Source organism: Micromonospora sp. NPDC005254 (genome assembly GCF_042872525.1).
GTDB lineage: Bacteria > Actinomycetota > Actinomycetes > Mycobacteriales > Micromonosporaceae > Micromonospora.
The window spans coordinates 1-16777 of the sequence record NZ_JBIAKM010000012.1 but is presented as its reverse complement, the minus strand read 5'-3'; the positions used below and the strand labels follow the sequence as shown (position 1 = coordinate 16777).

General features: G+C 68.2%; 10 protein-coding genes and 2 pseudogenes. 8 read left to right on the top strand and 4 right to left on the bottom strand.

Features of this window, described 5'->3' with window-relative positions:
* Positions 1 to 549: 549 nt before the first annotated feature.
* Complete coding sequence (locus tag ACFYPR_RS29400) at positions 550 to 1506, bottom strand: polyprenyl synthetase family protein (RefSeq protein ID WP_387263692.1); 957 nt, start codon at positions 1504 to 1506, stop codon at positions 550 to 552.
* A 152-nt stretch (positions 1507 to 1658) separates the two neighbouring features.
* Here ACFYPR_RS29400 and ACFYPR_RS29395 point away from each other — a divergent pair, with 152 nt between their 5' ends.
* Complete coding sequence (locus tag ACFYPR_RS29395; protein WP_387263690.1) at positions 1659 to 5336, top strand: helix-turn-helix domain-containing protein; 3678 nt, start codon at positions 1659 to 1661, stop codon at positions 5334 to 5336.
* Positions 5337 to 6055: 719 nt separating this feature from the next.
* Positions 6056 to 6514 carry a hypothetical protein gene (locus tag ACFYPR_RS29390; protein ID WP_387263687.1) on the top strand — a complete coding sequence of 153 codons (459 nt, stop codon included), beginning with the start codon at positions 6056 to 6058 and terminating at the stop codon, positions 6512 to 6514.
* 97 nt (positions 6515 to 6611) lie between these two features.
* Here the strand turns inward: ACFYPR_RS29390 and ACFYPR_RS29385 are convergent.
* Positions 6612 to 7172 (bottom strand): annotated as a pseudogene (locus ACFYPR_RS29385) (IS5 family transposase); the annotation flags it as partial.
* Between the two features lie 582 nt (positions 7173 to 7754).
* On the opposite strand from ACFYPR_RS29385, the gene ACFYPR_RS29380 reads away from it, so the two are divergent.
* Positions 7755 to 7949: a hypothetical protein gene (locus ACFYPR_RS29380; RefSeq protein ID WP_354859424.1), complete on the top strand. Its 195-nt coding sequence runs from the start codon at positions 7755 to 7757 to the stop codon at positions 7947 to 7949.
* A 1093-nt stretch (positions 7950 to 9042) separates the two neighbouring features.
* On the opposite strand, the gene ACFYPR_RS29375 is transcribed toward ACFYPR_RS29380, so the two are convergent.
* Positions 9043 to 10161, bottom strand: coding sequence for a hypothetical protein (locus ACFYPR_RS29375; RefSeq protein ID WP_387263684.1), 1119 nt, complete (start codon positions 10159 to 10161; stop codon positions 9043 to 9045).
* A gap of 270 nt (positions 10162 to 10431) precedes the next feature.
* Between ACFYPR_RS29375 and ACFYPR_RS29370 the strand changes: the two genes are divergently transcribed.
* From ACFYPR_RS29370 to ACFYPR_RS29350, 5 genes and pseudogenes are all read left to right on the top strand, one after another.
* A complete protein-coding gene (locus ACFYPR_RS29370) occupies positions 10432 to 11163 on the top strand; it encodes an NUDIX domain-containing protein (protein ID WP_354859420.1) in 732 nt (243 codons plus the stop codon).
* Positions 11160 to 12311 (top strand): 5'-methylthioadenosine/S-adenosylhomocysteine nucleosidase, encoded by a 1152-nt coding sequence (locus ACFYPR_RS29365; RefSeq protein ID WP_354859417.1) that lies wholly within the window; start codon positions 11160 to 11162, stop codon positions 12309 to 12311. The genes ACFYPR_RS29370 and ACFYPR_RS29365 overlap by 4 nt, the downstream gene beginning before the upstream one ends.
* The gene (locus tag ACFYPR_RS29360; RefSeq protein ID WP_354859415.1) at positions 12308 to 14317 is read left to right on the top strand and encodes a hypothetical protein; all 2010 of its coding nucleotides are present in this window, start codon (positions 12308 to 12310) and stop codon (positions 14315 to 14317) included. Before ACFYPR_RS29365 ends, ACFYPR_RS29360 begins: the two co-directional genes overlap by 4 nt.
* Before the next feature lie 294 nt (positions 14318 to 14611).
* Positions 14612 to 15025, top strand: a pseudogene (locus ACFYPR_RS29355) (hypothetical protein); the annotation flags it as partial.
* A gap of 431 nt (positions 15026 to 15456) precedes the next feature.
* Positions 15457 to 15819: a tyrosine-type recombinase/integrase gene (locus ACFYPR_RS29350; RefSeq protein ID WP_354859413.1), complete on the top strand. Its 363-nt coding sequence runs from the start codon at positions 15457 to 15459 to the stop codon at positions 15817 to 15819.
* Between the two features lie 601 nt (positions 15820 to 16420).
* On the opposite strand, the gene ACFYPR_RS29345 is transcribed toward ACFYPR_RS29350, so the two are convergent.
* Positions 16421 to 16669, bottom strand: a complete 249-nt coding sequence (locus tag ACFYPR_RS29345; protein WP_387263679.1) for a hypothetical protein — start codon at positions 16667 to 16669, stop codon at positions 16421 to 16423.
* Positions 16670 to 16777: the final 108 nt, after the last annotated feature.

Sequence of the window (16777 nt, the reverse complement as noted above, 5' to 3'; positions counted from 1 at the left end):
TGTCCGGGCCGGCCAGGCCGAAGAGTACGAGCAGCGACAGCCCTCCCTTGCCCAGGGTCATCTCGTGCAGCGTGGTTGCCGGCGCGCCCGGACGGCTCAACAACTGGTAGCGGTGCAACTCGACGAGCGCACGGCGGACCGGGTGGGCGCCGTCACCGCCAAGGCGCCCGCTCAGCTCGGAGTACAACCTGGTCAGCAGGCGCTCCAGGGATGACTGCGGTACGAAGGTGTCGCCGGCGAGCAGCGCTCCGAGCCGATCGCCGGTGGCCCGATCGGTCGCGCGGTCGTCGAGCACGTCGTCGTAGATCCGGGCGAAGCAGCAGCCGAGCACCGCGGATCCGGCCGGGAACGGCAGTCCGGCCAGGCGGCACCACGCCGCGATCAGGTGCGCGCCCTTGACGCTCCACGACGCCAGCACCGAGGCCAGTGCCGCGTCGCCGATCATGGGTCGTGCCGTCAGATCGAACGCGGCCATCGTGCGGACCGCGTTGGCCCGCGCCCGCCTCACGGCTGCCGGTGCGCCGAGGACCGCCAAGGCCAGTCGCGCGATCATCGTGCCGCCTGCGCGGCGACCGGTCCGGCCATTGCCCGGTCGAGGAGCCGATCCGGCAGTTTCGCCAACCAGTCCCGGACCGGACCGGGCGGCAGCGCACCGGCGCTGCGCTCGGCCGTCGTGGCGTAGCGCCGGGCGTACCGGGTGGCTTCGGCAAGGATGTCCCCGTGGGCGGCCATGTCGCGAGCTGCGGCGAGGCCGGCCGCGCCCCGGCCGAGCTGCTCGGTGAAGGCACGGCCGTGCAGGCGGGCGGCGAGCAGCGCCGGCAATGTATAGACGCCGTTGGCGAGATCCTGGCCGACCGGCTTGCCGGCCTGCGCGGGGGTGCCGCACAGGTCGAGCAGGTCGTCCACGAGCTGGTAGAGCACCCCGAGGGCGAGCCCGAACCGGCCGGCCTTGGCGACCCGGGCAGGGTCCAGCCCTGCTAGCCGCGCGCCGATCGTGCACGCGCCGCGGATCAGCGCTCCGGTCTTGCCGGCAACGACGCCGAGGTGTTCGTCCACCTCGAGGAGCCGGTACCGGCTCGCGGTCTCCAGCGCCTGACCGCGGCACATGTCGGTGTACGCCTGCAGACCGGCAGTCGCGTGCCGTCCGTCCACCGACGCCAGCGCTTCCAACCCGGCCGCGACCAGGAAGTCGCCCGCTACCACGGCCATCGCGGAACCATGCACGGCGTGCACTGCGGGTGTCCCGCCGCGCAGCGACGCCCGATCCATCAGGTCATCGTGGATGAGCGAGCTCTGGTGCAGCAATTCCACCCCGGCGGCGCAGGTGAGCGCCGCCGGGCCCGCCCGGTCGCCGGCGAGCGCTAGCAGCAGCCGGGGCCGCATCCGCTTGCCGCGCCGCTGCAACACCGGGGTCAACACGGCTGTCAGTGCCGGCCCGGACGTCCGGGCGATCTCACCAAGCCGGCTCTCCAATGCTTCAGAGAGCCGGGCGTCAACAAGGTCCATGCCAGTTTCCTCTCAGGACGGCGTGAGAGTGGGGCGAAGCACCATGTCCATAGAGAATCGGGTCAGGGGTTGCAGTCGCCAGAGGGATTCGGTTACCCGTACAAGTTCGTACACTCGCCGACACGCCGGGTAATCACACGGACGGAGGCGGCATGCTGGTCGATCCCCTGATTCCGCGGGCACTGGAGGCGATCAACACCAAGGAAGAGTTCGCCGCGGCGCTGACCGCGCTGCGCGAGCGCAGCGGGCGCACCGTCCGGGACGTCGCCAAGATCAGCAAGCTGCCCGTCAGCACGGTCGGCGGCTATTTCGGCGGTCGGCATCTGCCGCCCCTCAAGCCGGCGGACGTGATGCCCCGGCTGCTCACCGCGTGCGGAGTGACCGGCCCCGACGAAATGACGGCGTGGGTGGCAACACTGAACCGGATCCGCCGGGCGCCGGGACCACGGCCCGCCACCACCCCCGTGCCCTACCAAGGGCTGGCGAGCTTTCAGCCGGAGGACGCCGACCGGTTCTTCGGCCGGGAGGAGCTCACCGCGTCCGTGCTTCAGTGCCTGCGGCAGACCGACGGTCCGTCGCCGCTGATCGTGGTCGGCGCGTCTGGAGCGGGAAAGAGCTCGGTGCTGCGGGCCGGCGTGGTGGCCGGCATGCAGAGAGACGGCGAGGCTGTCCGGTTGCTCACGCCCGGCCCGCACCCGATGCAAGGACTCGTCCTACCAGAGGCCGGAGTCCTGATCGTTGACCAGTTCGAGGAGGCCTTCACGCTCTGCACCGACCCGCAGGAGCGGGCGGCGTTCATCGGCGCGCTCTGCGAAATCCGCGGCGTACGGGTGGTGCTCGGGTTGCGCGCCGACTTCTACACTGCGGCGCTGCGCGTACCCATACTCGCGGACGCGCTAGACAAGGCGCAGGTGATCGTCCCGCCGATGACGGCGAACGGCCTGCGCCGGGCAATCGTCGAGCCGGCGCGCGCCAGCCGGATCGACGTCGAGGACGGCCTCGTCGAGCTGCTGCTTCGCGACCTCGCGCCAGCCAGCGGCGAGGGCGTGCACGAGGTCGGCTCGCTGCCACTGCTATCCCACGTCCTGCTGGCCACCTACGAGCTGGGCCACGGCCGCCGGTTGACCGTAGCGGATTATCGGGCCGCCGGCGGCCTCCATGGCGCAGTCTCGCGTACCGCTGACAACCTCTACGACGAACTCGACCCGGACGAGCAGGAGATCGCCCGGCGCCTCTTCCTCAGCCTGGTACAGGTATCCGACAATGGGCCGGACACCCGCCGTCGGGCGCCCACCGACGAGCTGGAAAGGGTCGGCACACCGCAGGCCGCGGTGCTGGACAAATTCATCGAGCGCCGGCTGATCACCGTTGAGCACGACACGATCGGGCTCAGCCACGAGGCGCTGCTGCACGCCTGGCCTCGCCTGCGCGAATGGATCGAGGCAGACCGGGCCAGCCTCGTGATGGCCCGCCGGCTTGCGGAAGCCGCCGACATCTGGAAACGCGAACAACGCGATCCGGCTGCGCTCTACCAGGGCGCCCGTCTGGCTGCCGCGCGGGACTGGTTGGCCTCCGGAAATACGGCCGGCCCGTTGGTCACCGAGTTCGTGCGGGCCGGGATCCGCCGGGAACGGCAGCGAACGGTCCATCTCTACCAGGTGCTCGTCACGCTGGTCGTCCTGCTGGTCGTTGCAATGGCGGCCGGCATCGTGGCGGTGCAGCAGCGGCACACGGCAGAGACCCAGCGCAATCTTGCAATCTCCCGCCTGGTGGCGACCCGGGCCGATCGGGTACGCGAAACCGACGTGGCGCTAGCCGCGCAGCTAAGCCTGGTCGCGAAACGGATCGGCGACACCCCGGAGGCGCGAGCGAGCCTGATCGACGCCTCCGCCACTGTCGCCGCCACCCGAATGCTCGGCGGTCGCGGCGTGATGCAGTCGGTAAGCTACAACCCGGGCCGCAAGCTGGTGGCAGCTGGAAACGCCGACACAACCGTCCGGTTGTGGGACCTGTCCGACCAGGGCAAACCCCGGCCGATCGGCGCTCCCCTGACCGGACCCACCGACGTCGTCTACAGTACGGCGTTCAGCCCCGACGGCAAGCTGCTCGCGGCCGGAAGCGGCGACAAGCTGATCCGGGTTTGGGACACCACCGATCCGGCCGCTCCGCACCCTGTGGCCACCCTGGATGGCCCGTCCGCCCTGGTCTATTCGGTGGCATTCAGCCCCGATGGCCGGCTGCTCGCGGCTGGCGACGGCGGCAACAGCCTGCACCTCTACGACGTAGGCAGCTTCCGCGCGATCGCCACGGTCACCGGCCTCGGCGGCTTCGTCCAGGCGGTCGCGTTTCGCCCGGGCGGCGGCGAGATCGCGGCAGGGCTGGCGGACGGGTCGGTACGACTCTGGGACATCGGCAATCCGGCCCGGCCCACCCCCCGAAGTGCCACGCTAACCGGGCCGACCGGCAAGGTGTTCTCCGTAGCGTACAGCCCGGACGGCAACACCCTCGCCGCCGGAAGCGCCGACAAGCGGGTCTACCTGTGGCGGCGCACCGGAGCCGGCCCGCTGCCGCCCGCTGGCGCTCCTTTGGCCAGCGTGGACAGTTGGATCAACGGGGTGGCCTTCTCCACCGACTCCCGCCAGCTCGCGGTGGCCAGCTCGGACGGCACCGCCCAGGTCTGGGACCTGAGCCGGCGGGCGGTGGTCGCCCGGCTAACCCACCCTGGGCCGGTGACCGCGGTCACGTTCACCGGAGAGCGGGTCCTTACGAGCGCGGCCGACGGCGTGGTGCGGCTGTGGCGGCTGCCCGGCCCGGTTCTTCGGGGCCTGCCCGACGTCATCAACGGCGTGGCTTTCAGGCCGGACGGCGCGGTCCTCGCGGTTGCCGGCGGCGACGTGACCTTCTTCGACCCGCGCACTTACGAGCGGCTGGGTGCTCCGCTGCCGGCGCGTGGTGCCGCCGGGGCCCTGGGGTACAGCCCCGATGGCCGCGTGCTGGCGGTCGGCCACCGAGACGGGACCGTCCAGTTGTATGACGTCGGCGATCCGCGACGGCCGAGACCGTACGGCAAGCCCATATCGGCCCACGGCCTGCTCATCGAGTCGCTGGCATTCAGCCCGGACGGCCGCACCCTAGCCACCGGCAGCGACGACAACCTGGTCAAGCTGTGGAACGTGGCGGACCCGGCCCGGCCCGTCCTGCGGAACACGGCGGCGACCTTCAAGTCATACGTCTACACCGTGCGGTTCAGTCCCGACGGGTCGGTCCTGGCCGCCGGCAGTGTCGACAAGACCGCCCAGTTGATCGACGTCCGCGACCCCGACCGCCCGGTGCCGCTCGGCTCGCCGCTGCGCGGTTCCGACCACTACGTGCTGGCGCTGGCGTTCAGCCCGGACGGCCACCTGCTGGCCATGGGCAGCGGCGACCACAGCGCCCGCCTTTACGACGTGACGAACCCGGCCCGTCCCCGTCGCGTCGGCCCAGTTCTCGAAGGACCGGCCAACTACGTGTACGCGCTGTCGTTCGCCCCCGACGGCCGTACGCTAGCCGGCGCCGCCACCGACGGCACGGTGTGGCTGTGGAACACCAGCGACCCCTTCCATCCTTCGGTGACCGCAACCCTGGTCGTTCCGGAGAAGGCGCTCTACGCAATCGCCTTCGCCCGGGACGGCCACACTCTGGCCGCCGCGGGCCGGACAGCGACGGTCTGGCTGTGGAACACCGACATGGCGGCCGGCTCGGACGAGGTGTGCAAGGTGACCGGTGATCGTCTCACTCCTAGCGAATGGTCTCGGTATGTGCCCTCGCTGCCGTACCAACCCCCGTGCTGAAAGGGCGTGCGGCGTCCTCCCGACGCATTGGGGACCAGCGAGATTATCGATCTACAACGAGCGCCACGCGCTGACCGTGATCGGCGAGTAAGTCGATCACTTCAACATCCACCGGCCACACAAAGGACGGCTCGCCAGGCCGCGATACGGCGTCCGGGCGCGCTCCGGCCGCGGGCCGCAGCGCGACCTACCCGCGTCATCGCCTGGATCCAGTGCTCGATTACGACACGGTCGGTGACGCCATACGCCCCAAGGATCCCGGGTAGCAGGGCGCCAGACTTGACCGGAGAGAGGTGGGTCCCCGTGAAGTAACCACCGAGCGCGGTGTGAGGCACCCAAACGGCTGGCCACATCTCGAACCGTCATGCCCGCACGTTCAGGACAAGTCTGAGTTCGCGTCGGAAGTCGGACCGGCTTTGAATGCTGGCGAGGTCACTGTCACCACGGTGGCCGGAAGGTTCGCCATCCATGCCGTCACCGTTGGGGCTCCATCATCGGCCGATCTGTCGGTTCGCCGACTGACTGGTCTACCGGTCTGCGCGGCAAGCTCGCGGGCACTTTCCACCGGTGCCTAGGTCTGCCCGCCGACGTTCTCCTCGACGAGGCTCTGTCCGACGTTGTACTGGCATTTCCCCGCTCGCGCCACGGCTGCCTTGCCCGTGCCACTGTCATCTGGGGCCGACAGTTGCCCCGACGTCACGGAGGCCTGAGGAGGACAGATGAACTACCGAAACGGCATCGGGGCCGTACTCGCACGACCGGCACGGGGCAGGCTGACCCGTCGGCTCGCCCTCATCGGCACATCATTGGGGCTCGCAATGATGACGACGCTGGGGGCAGGTGCGACACCCGCCGAAGCGGGCTCATGGGCTACCGGCGTCTACGTGGATGCCCGTTGCCCAGTCGGCCAGGCATCCCAAGGATTATGGTTCAGTAGCCCCGCGACCGGACAGTCGGGATGGGCGCGATGGGTCAAGCCCTGGACCTACGGTCAGTGGTACGGGTTCGGCATCAACGGAGGATGGTCGGACGTGAAGGTCACGCTGGGGTGCGGAGCCAACTGGGCGAACAGCTACACCGCTTACCTTGCAGTCAACCAGACGCCGACCCAGGGATTCGTGGTGGACTGCATCAAGAGCATTCCCTGCCTGGCCTACGGGACCAACAGTCGCCCGTAGGAGCCAGCGCTGGCCATGTCGGGCTCGTGAACACCGTACGAGCCGGAGCGATGATCTGGCGGCGGTTCTCGAGCAGCCGAGTGACCCCTTAGAGCTCCTAACTCTTTGAGCGTTGGAGTCGACGCCAGCAGATGATGGCGCAGGCGAGGGTGAGGAACGCTTCGTGGATGTCGTCGCGGATCTCCCAGCGGATGCGCAGGCGGCGGAACTAGTGCAGCAGGGCGATGGTCTGTTCGACGACCCAACGTCGGGTGCCGAGTCCGGAGCCGTGGCCGGTGCCGCGTCGGGCGATGACCGGGGTAATGCCCTTGGCCCGGAGGTCGCGGCGGTAGCAGTCGTAGTCGTAGCCGCGATCGGCGTAGATGCGGTCGGGTCGCTGCCGGGGCCGGCCGCGGATCCTTGATGCGGGGGACCTTGTCGACCAGGGGCATGAGTTGGGTGACGTCGTGGCGGTTGCCGCCGGTCAGCGCCGTGGCGAGGGGGATGCCGCCCGCGTCGGTGATGACGTGGTGTTTCGAGCCTGGCTTGCGGCGGTCGACCGGGCTCGGACCGGTTTTGGGCCGCCCTTGAGCGCCCGGATGTGGGAGCCGTCGATCACCGCCCGCGACATGTCCAACTGGCCTGCGGCCCGGAGTCTGCCGAGCAACACCTCGTACACGGGGTCCCGTCGGTACGGTCCGGGTCACCTTCACCGTGCAGGGCCGATCGGACGCGGTGGTGACGCTGCTCGGCATGGATATTGACGTCGTCCGCCGGGAGGCCGCGCCGCACGGCACTCACGTCAGTTGGGTCTGCGGCTCTGGTGTGGCGTACCGCTGGGTGCACGTCGACCTCGACGCCGTCCCACCCCGGCTAACTGCGCAATTCAACGAGTCGGAGGCGGGCGCGCCGCTCCACAGGCGGAACGCCGGCCCATCCGATTCCCCTACCAGGTGTCCCGCACCGATCCCGAGTCGTTCGAGGTCGACGCGGGCACCTCGCGTTGCGACTGTTCCTGGCGGATCAGGCTGCGGTGGACGTCGGAAGGCCGCAGCGGGATCTACGTCATCGACGACGACGGGCGACCCTTCCGCACGGTCGGTACTGCGAACGCCGACGCGTCATGCCATCTCGGCCCCGAATGGTCCTGCGGCCCACCTATAAAGAACTGAAGGTATTGGTCTTGCCGGTGCCCCGCTACGTGCCCGTCGCCCGGTTTGCGACCGCTCCTACCGCGAAGTTGGAGAGGGTGCGAGCACTGATGACGAAACTGGAACGAGACAGCCGGCTGGACCGGATCGGCGACCGGTTGCGGCAGTTGGTTCAGTCGACCCTGCGCAGCCAGCGGCTCCGCGACCTGCTCGACCAACGCGCTCGAGTCTTCGGCTGTCCGGCCCCGCAAGGCCTGCACCTACGCATCATCATCCCGCCGAGGGCACCTAACGGAGAAGCCTGATCTTCGGCCGGCCCAAGACGCATCGTGACTGGTCACCACCACCTGCGCCCACGGCTTGGCCTTACGGGGAGATCGTGTCGGCCGGAGCGGCCGCCTCCGGATGCAACCAGGATTGGTCATACGTCAATGGCCATCGAGGCCAGGGATCCTAACCTCTTACCACGGCCTGGCCGGGTGTCGCTCCCGTCTCAGGTGCGCCTGCACCTGTACCAAGTGCCGGCGCAGCCGCAGGGAACACCCCGGCCAGCCGGGACCTTCGAGTAAGGGCTACTCCTGTACAGCAACGGCGGCGGCCATCGAACGGACGCTGACGGTGCTGCGCCGGCTGTGCAGTACTGGACGGTCCGCTGTCCTCCAGGACACCTGGATCACGGGCTACACGGTCTACGTCGAACTCCGCCACTACCGACGGGGCCTGGCCACACCGCTGTACAGCCGCCCATCCTCGACCAAGCCGACACGGCATCATCGAACTGCCCAGGAGGTAGCCGCCCGAGCCAAGCCGGCGTCGACCTCTCCGCCGACGCGCTGGCAGGTTGCTTCGCCTTTCCGCGATCGACTTACAGGGAGACCAGGAGCGGGGAGCCCCGACGATCCTGCCTCGCCTCCTGGCTCGTCGAGACGCCCGACGTAGCGACAGCTGGCAACATCTGCAGCGCTTGACGCGCAATCAAGAGCAAAACTGCCGCCCCATCCAGGACGCAGACGAAGCAGCAGGTCAGAGCGTTGTGCAGCAGGCACGTCAACGGCCAACCATCCACGCCGTCACCGTCAACAAAGATCATCCGTTACCGAATGTTACCGCCGTCACCTGGGATGATCTTCATCTCCCCAGGTCAACCGGTCGGGACGGCCGGATTCGAACCGACGACCCCTTGACCCCCAGTGAACTAGCAGGTCTACCGGCGGGTGCCGGACCATACCGTCTCCTGCCGAATACTCAGCTCATCGGCAGGAGACGGTCCGAGGCAGGCCGGGCTCTACCGGCCCGTCGCGGGCCGTCCGTGAGACGGTCGTGAGATTTCACGGGCGGCCCGGCGGCGGAGAAGCGCTAGAGAACGGCACCAGCGACCCTCCCCCACCGAACGCTCGTTCATCGATCGTTATCCGTCATCTCAGTGAACGCTCGCAGATGCAGCCGTGCCGCAGGGTTGCTGGCGAACCAGGCGAAGAAGTCGTTGTCCGCATCATGTCCGGCGCGAACGGCGTCACACCAGTTCTGTCGATCAAGCACGGCCAGGTACTGCCGGACGAGGTGATCCCGCTGTTCTTGCGTGCATCCGGATTGCTGCGGAGTCTTGTTCGCCAGATGGTCGGTGATGATCGCGGCGTCGACGTACCTGTTCAGGGTCGGTGTCTGCCGGTCGAGGCAAGCTACGTGCGCGGCGAGGACATGGGGCGCCGGCGGATAGTGCTCGAGGGTCATGCCCATGCCACCGCAGCCCGCCATTATCTTCAATAGTCGACCGGTGTGGTCGACCAGGTCATCGTCGGTCTCAGTCCCGGTGATCGCTTCGTGCAGGTGAGCTGCAGTGGCGACGCGGCCGGCGAAGTAGCCGTTGAGGTAGTCGCCGTCGCAGGCGTGGCGCAGCAGCCACCGACGCGAGGCGTATGCCCCCTGCTGGCAGAGCGCCTCGATGACGTAGACCCGTCCCCAACCGGCAACACGCTGGGCCAGCCACAACAACGCCTCTTCGCCTCCTCGCCGACGTCGCAGCGCCTCGGCGGCCAACGGCCCGAACCTATGCGACAGCAGGCCGATGGTTTGGATGAGCGGGATGTCCTCCTCCGCCCAATCGGTAGCGAGCAGTGCCAGCCCAACAGTGGTTGAGCATCGATCGGGGCTGTGCCGCACCAGCCACCGGCCGGTCTGCCGCACCCGCTGCCGATGCGCGCGCAGCGCCGCCGCCGCGATGTGCTCGTTGTGATGGATCGGCACGTCAACCTCGCAGAACGCGTCGGCGAGTTCGCTCGGTGGCGCATCTGCCTTGCCGAAGTGCACGTCGAGGATGGCGGCAACGTCGACCCCGCGGAGGCGCTGATCTTTCCGGGTCTGCGGGCGCTGCCGCCGGTAGCGGTGGCGTTCGTCGTCCGGGTAGGGCTCGCCATCACGCGGCAGGGGCGAGTCCGGATCTTGCTGATGCAGTCGCAGTGCGTATTCGAACAGGGCGATCTGGGGTCCGAGCGATCCAGGCTCGGTCGTCACGCTCACCGGCGGACGGAGGACTCGATTCTTTCGATCATGACCGGCATGGTGCCAGCCCTGACCATCCACGGCAAGTGGTAAGGCGCTACGCCGAATCCGTGAAGATGGCTACCCAGCCATGCGGCGCATTCAGCCAGCCTTATCCCACCGCCACCACGTATGGCGGTACCACCTCACTTATGGCACCTCTTGGTGATCGAGACACTACTTGAAGTGTCGGCCTCACGACAGGACCGACCCCTTTTTGTCGTATCGACAAAAAGCTATGGTCGAGCAGTGCCCGAAGACACCTGGGAACCACCCCTGATCCTGCTCGCCGTCGACCTTGTGATCCTCACCCTGCGCGGTGGTCGTCTGAGCCTGCTTCTCGTGCGGCGCGGTATCGAGCCGTTCATCGGGCGGGCAGCGCTGCCTGGTGGGTTCCTCGCCGATGAGCGCGAGGACATCCTCAGCGCCGCCCGTCGGGAGCTGCGGGAAGAGGCGGGGCTCACCGACATCCCGCACCTGGAGCAGCTCGGTACATACGGCGATCCCGACCGTGACCCTCGTGGACGCGTGGTCTCCGTCGCCCACCTCGCTGTCGTGCCGCGCCTTCCCGAGCCCGTCTTTGGAACCGACGCCGCAGCCGCTGAGTGGACGCCGGTCGACGATGTACTGGCCGCGCGGGTACCGCTCGCCTTCGACCACTTGCGCATCGTCGTCGACGGGGTGGAGCGTGCCCGCTCCAAGCTGGAGCACACAGGCTTGGCGACTGCCTTCTGCCCGGAGGTCTTCACCCTCACAGAGCTGCAGCAGGTCTATGAGGCCGTCTGGGGCACCCCGCTCGATCCCCGCAACTTCTACCGCAAGGTCCAAGGCACGAAGGGCTTTGTAGTCCCCGCCGGTCCGCCCCGCGCCACGGGCACCGGCCGCCCGGCCCGCGTCTACCGCGCTGGTCCGCGCCGGAACCTCTACCCGCCCATGATCCGCACGGTCCCGACCGTCGCAGCCGGAGGAGACGAGAGATGACTAAACCCGTAGTCGTGCTCACCGCACTGGACCTCGAGTACAACGCAGTCCGCGAACGTCTCACGGAAGTCGAACCGCACGTACATCCGATGGGCACGCGCTTCGAGCGTGGCACCGTGACCGGAGGCTCCTGTGAGATCATTCTCGGCCTTGTCGGCAAGGGCAACCACCCCTCCGCCGTCATCGCCGAGCGCGCCATGACCGAGTTCGACCCGGAAGCGGTCATCTTCGCCGGCGTGGCCGGGGCGCTCTGGCCCTCCGTCGGCCTCGGCGACGTCGTGGTGGCCACCCACGTGTACGCCTATCACGGCGGCACCAGCGAGAGCGACGCTTTCCGCACCCGGCCTCGCGTGTGGGAGATCCCCCATGCCTGTGATCAGCTCGCCCGGCATCTTGAGCGAGAGCGAGGCTGGGCGCGGGGCCTCGCCGGCGGAGTCCCCCAGGTGCGGTTCGGCCCGATCGCCGCCGGGGAGGTAGTCCTCGACTCGGCGTCCTCGCCCGAGGCGACGCGCCTCCGTGACCACTACAACGATGCGTTGGCGGTGGAGATGGAGTCGGCCGGGGTCGCCCAGGCCGCCCACCTAAACCGCTCTCTGCCGGCCGTCGTCGTCCGTGGCATCAGCGACCGTGCCGACGGGACCAAGGTCCACACCGACGGCGAAAACTGGCAGCCGCGTGCCGCTGCCAACGCCGCGGCCTTCGCCCTCGCGCTCGCCCAGGAACTCGGGGCGCAGCATGGCCCCTCCCCTCGCCATCCTCGGAAGGAAGCAGGTGATGCGTCGATGTCCGGCTCCGTCAGGAACGTCGCCAAGGGCAACGCTCACGTCGGATTTCAAGCACACACCGTTCACCACGCGACCGTCTACGGCGCGCCGGGCGGTGCGGGCGGGGAGACATTCCACGACCAGCTCGCAGACCTGCGCGCCTCGCTCCGTAAGTGTCATGAGGCAGGCGACGTGGACGCGGTCACCTACCGCGCGGCGGAGCAGGAAATGGACGCCGCCGCCGCCGACGTGCCCCCGGCCGACGACGAGGCACGCAGCCGCGCGACTACAGCTCTGCGGAAGCTGCGTGGCCTGCTGCTGGACTGGACGGACCTGGCCACACGGGTCGCGGGGCTCATGGCGGCTCTGCGGGATCTCGCATGAGCGCCGGACCGCAGGAGAAGACGTTCACCAACGTCGCGGACGGCAACGCCCGGGTGGGCTTCCAGGCCCAGGAGGTTCACATCGAGGGCGGCTACCACGTCAGCGACGCCGACCCGCCGGAGCGGCAGTTCGAGGTCGGCCTCCGCTACCTGGAGATCAGCGCCCCACCCGAGGCGAGAGAGCTAATCAGGAAAGCGATCACCCGGGGCTACCGGAACTCACGCGCCTACTTCTATCTGGCGCTCGCACTGTTGAGCGGCCGTACCCTGCAGAGCCTGACGGACCAGGAACTCGCGCAACTGGCACACGTCCGCCGATGGGCGGCGCAGCACTCCGAGGATCCCTGGGCTCGGGGCGTCAACGCCGTCGGCTCGCTGCTGGACTCGCTGCCGCAGACCACGGCGGAGACTCCCGACCCGGCCGCCATCGGTCTGGTGGTCAAGGAGTTCGAATCGCTCAACCCGCCCCTGCAGGAAAGCATCCTCAACCACCTCGAGGTCTTCCTGGCTGGCCCCCACCAGGACTGGACCTGGCGGAAGACATTCGCGACCGCCCGGCGGAACAGGACGGCCAACGACCGGGTGGAGCGGGTCTGGAAGTTCTTCCAGCCCAAGCCGATTCCTCCCCGGCCGGTTCCACCGCACCCGATCCGCACCAACGCGGCGGACTATCTACGCGCCCTCGGCGGTTCGGCACTGCTCCTCGTCACGGGCCTTGCGGTGGTCCAGCACGCCTGGGCCCACTCGTGGCTTCGCTCCGCCGGCTACCTGATGGCGGCTCTTGGAGCCGTCGTCGTCGCGGTCCGGGCCGGATTCACGATCAGGCTCGCTCGACATCGACGCCAGGTAGCCCGCCAGCGTCTCACCTTCACATCCCGGCGCGCTCCCACGCAGTCCGACCGGTTCGCCTCAGCGATGGACTCCTTGTTCGACCGCTACTTCGGGCGTTACCTGCCGGCGGACATAGCCCGGGAGACGTGGCTGGCGGAGACGGCGGGCATCCGGCAGACCCTCCGTAACGAGCTGGTCGAGCTATACCGGGAAGAATCGGTCGACGCCAAGCGCGTCGCCTGGCTCGTGAGATTCCTCGCCAGCGACGTCAAACGGCAATGGCACAGCGGTGAACTGACCGCAGATCCCGAGGACTCCCGAGTGCCATCCTCAACGCGGACCGCCTTCGGCACCGCGGTGTTCGCCCTGGTGATTTCCGGGCCGCTGCTGCTGTGGCAGGCCCTCGTCGAGGCGCCGTTCACGACGGTGATCGCGACAGCCGGAATCGTGGCCGGGGCCCGGCTCGCCATCCAGGGCTGGCTCGCGATCCTTCTCGAGGGCCACCGCTACCGAGACGACATAGAACGGGTCCGGCGCGACTACGAGGACCGGTGCGCGGCGTACGACAGGTGGGTACGCAAGTTGGAATCGAAGCCGACCGACGCGCAGATGGCGCAATGGCTCGACTGCGACCGCAAGATCCTGGTCGAGGACACGCTGCGGCACTACCGCGTGGCCCCGCAGGATGTCATAGCGCACGCCTTCATCGAGGCGCCCGTGCCCGGGTGCAAGCGTGCCCGGGTCAGCAAGGGACCCTGGCGCTACTCCCGATACAAACTCCTCCTCTTCCTGCTCACCAAGGACGGCGTCCGCCAGGTCACGGTCACCCTCGACTTCGAAACCATGGAACTCGGCGATCAGCAGCGTCTCACCTACCAGTACAACTCGGTCGTAGCGGCGCACGTCGTCGATGCCCGCAACGGCGAGAAGAAACTCTCCCTTACCCTGACGAACAACCCACGGGACGAGCTGACGATCACTGGTGAATGGCCAGGAATGCCGGAACTCGGCGACGACGACCGCATCGCCTCCCAGGTCTCCCTCGACGCCTCGGGCCTCGATCGCACCCTGCACGTGCTAGAGGGCATCGCTGCCGAAGGCAAGGAATGGATCACCCACGAGACCCGCCGAGAACACGCCGGCCTCCGGCGGCTCGTCGCAGCGATGGACGGCTGACAGATGCCGTGCTGCTCGGCGCGGGGCCAGGGTCGGGCAACAACCCGGTTGGGGATGCTGCGGGGTGGTGCTCGGTGACACGGACGTCATCGATCCAACCTCGCTCGGGAGTCAGATCGCCCACCACTTCCTCCCCCGGCACTCGTGCACGCCAGGGGGAGTGCGCATCCTTGACGGATCGACAAGTAGGACCGTCACATGCAGGCAGGACATACGGGGTTGTCGCGATGCTGTCGCAGCCGAACGGGGCAACGGTAGAGGTGGCAGAAGCTCACCTCTACCGAGGAGGACGTCATGAGACAGAACCCGAACCGGGGCCGCGTCTACCGCTGCTGCGCCTGTCGTGACAGCACCGGCCGACTACTCGGCCCCCGGTGCCCCAAGCTGTCCAAGGCGCGGCACGGCGGCTGGGCGTTCGCCGTCGACCTGCCGAGCCTGAACAAGCGCAGCACCATGCGCCGTACCGGTTTCGCCACCAAGGCGGCGGCCTCGGCGGCCCACTCCCATGTGCTTGAGTGCGAGCGCGCCGGTGTCAGCCTCGACGACAGCGAGACGGTGGCCAGCTACCTCACCTGCTGGCTTGAGACCAAGTCCCCGGCCCTCAAGACGAACACCGTGAACCGCTACACCGCCTACATCCACAACGACCTCATCCCCGCGCTCGGCGCCGTGCCCTTGGAGCGGCTCACCCACGACCACGTCACCCAGTTCATCCAGCGTGAGCTCGCCGCCGGCCGCGGCCCGGTCACCCTGCGCCGCTGCGTGACGACCCTGTCGAGCGCGCTCAACGACGCCCGCCGCAACCACCGGCTGCCCCACAACGCCGCCCGTTTCGCCATGATCCCCCGACCGCCGGAAACCGAGCTCACCTGCTGGAGCACCAGCCAGACAAGCGCGTTCCTGCGGCACTGCCACGCCGTTGAGGATCCGCTCGCGGACCTCTTCGAGTTGATGGTCTGCACCGGGATGCGCAAAGGCGAGACTCTGGGCCTGCACTGGGCCGATGTGGACCTTGATGCGCGGGCACTATTCGTGCGCTGGACGTTGGTCAGCGTCGACAACAGCCGCAGCATGTTGAACGCGCCCAAGACCCACGGCAGCCGGGCCTGGGTCGCCCTGTCCACCCGCGCCGTCGACGCGTGCAGCGGCAACGCCGCAGCCAATGCCGGCAACAGGCGACCGCCCGCCATCACGACAATCTCGACCTCGTGTTCGCCAGACCCGATGGCCAACCCCTACGGCCGCAGTACGTGCTCGACCACCTGCGCCACCTCACCGCCGACGCCGGGCTTCCGGCAATTCGGGTACACGACCTGCGACACATCGCCGCCACGATCATGATCAACCAAGGGGTGCCCATCGCCGTGGTGTCCAAGACGCTGCGCCACAAGAACGTGGCCACCACCATCGACATCTACGGCCACCTCACCCGCGACGCCGCCGCCGACGGCGTGAGCGCCACCTGCGCGGCCCTCGACGCGGCCGACGCCCGAGCCGCCTGAGCGCCACTGCAAGATCCGTGCGTGGATGCGACAGCAGCGCGACAACACAGCCCTGAAACAACCACAGGGGATATGCCTCCGTCGGCATATCCCCTGGTCAGATGCGTCGGGACGGCCGGATTCGAACCGACGACCCCTTGACCCCCAGGCAGGTCTACCAGCGGCTGCCGGACGGTTCCGGTTCGTGTCGGACCCGCAGGTAAATGACCGGTTGGAAGTGCGTGTCACGTCAGGCCCTATCGGCCCTTGCCAAACCGTCCGTGAGACGGTTGTGAGATATCACGGCGGTCCGGCCCAGGAGAGGCGCTGGAGGTGATGAGCCAGCGCCTCTCCTCTGGCTTAAGATAGCGAGTGCGTCTTGCTGCGTTACTAGCTTGGCGACGTTCAGCAGGCGGGCTTTGACCGCCCACGCGGCCTCGCGGTCTTTACCAGCAGGGGCGGTTCACCATGGTGTCCGGCCTCAGCAAGTCATTTCAGCGCTGACCCCACCACACGACCGCCGACACAAAGCAAATCAGCGCCTGCGCGTCAGTCGGAATCAGCGAAGCCAACTCGAGATCCGACTCCTACGAGTCGCCTTCAGTTGCCGTTCCGGCGCCAGCTACGTCTCAAGAATATTCCGCAGGTCGCTCAACGACTGCTCGCAAAGCAACGACGGCGTCGCTTCAAGCATCAACTGGACGCCCTGCCCGAGCTGCTGCTCGGTGAGCGTCACCATCGCGCTGTCCAACTCCATCGTGTTGCTACCAACCTCGCTTCGCACATCACGAACCATCTGCAGCTGCTTATCTGCAAACAGCCTCGCCGCCAAGGTTGCGACGATGCGCCGCCGCGCTTCGGCCTTGCTCATCCCGGCCCGGTATTGGGCCTGCCCCGTTTTGACGGACATCCGAGAACAGGGGACCTGGGGTCTCCGGGAGGATGTCCATCATCATGGAGAGCATGGGGAAGAAGCGGC

Excerpts from the sequence above, each read along its gene's own strand:
- ACFYPR_RS29400 (WP_387263692.1), bottom strand. The coding sequence starts at position 1,506 with ATGGACCTTGTTGACGCCCGGCTCTCTGAAGCATTGGAGAGCCGGCTT.
- ACFYPR_RS29395 (WP_387263690.1), top strand. The coding sequence starts at position 1,659 with ATGCTGGTCGATCCCCTGATTCCGCGGGCACTGGAGGCGATCAACACC.
- ACFYPR_RS29390 (WP_387263687.1), top strand. The coding sequence starts at position 6,056 with ATGAACTACCGAAACGGCATCGGGGCCGTACTCGCACGACCGGCACGG.
- ACFYPR_RS29380 (WP_354859424.1), top strand. The coding sequence starts at position 7,755 with ATGACGAAACTGGAACGAGACAGCCGGCTGGACCGGATCGGCGACCGG.
- ACFYPR_RS29365 (WP_354859417.1), top strand. The coding sequence starts at position 11,160 with ATGACTAAACCCGTAGTCGTGCTCACCGCACTGGACCTCGAGTACAAC.
- ACFYPR_RS29360 (WP_354859415.1), top strand. The coding sequence starts at position 12,308 with ATGAGCGCCGGACCGCAGGAGAAGACGTTCACCAACGTCGCGGACGGC.
- ACFYPR_RS29345 (WP_387263679.1), bottom strand. The coding sequence starts at position 16,669 with ATGAGCAAGGCCGAAGCGCGGCGGCGCATCGTCGCAACCTTGGCGGCG.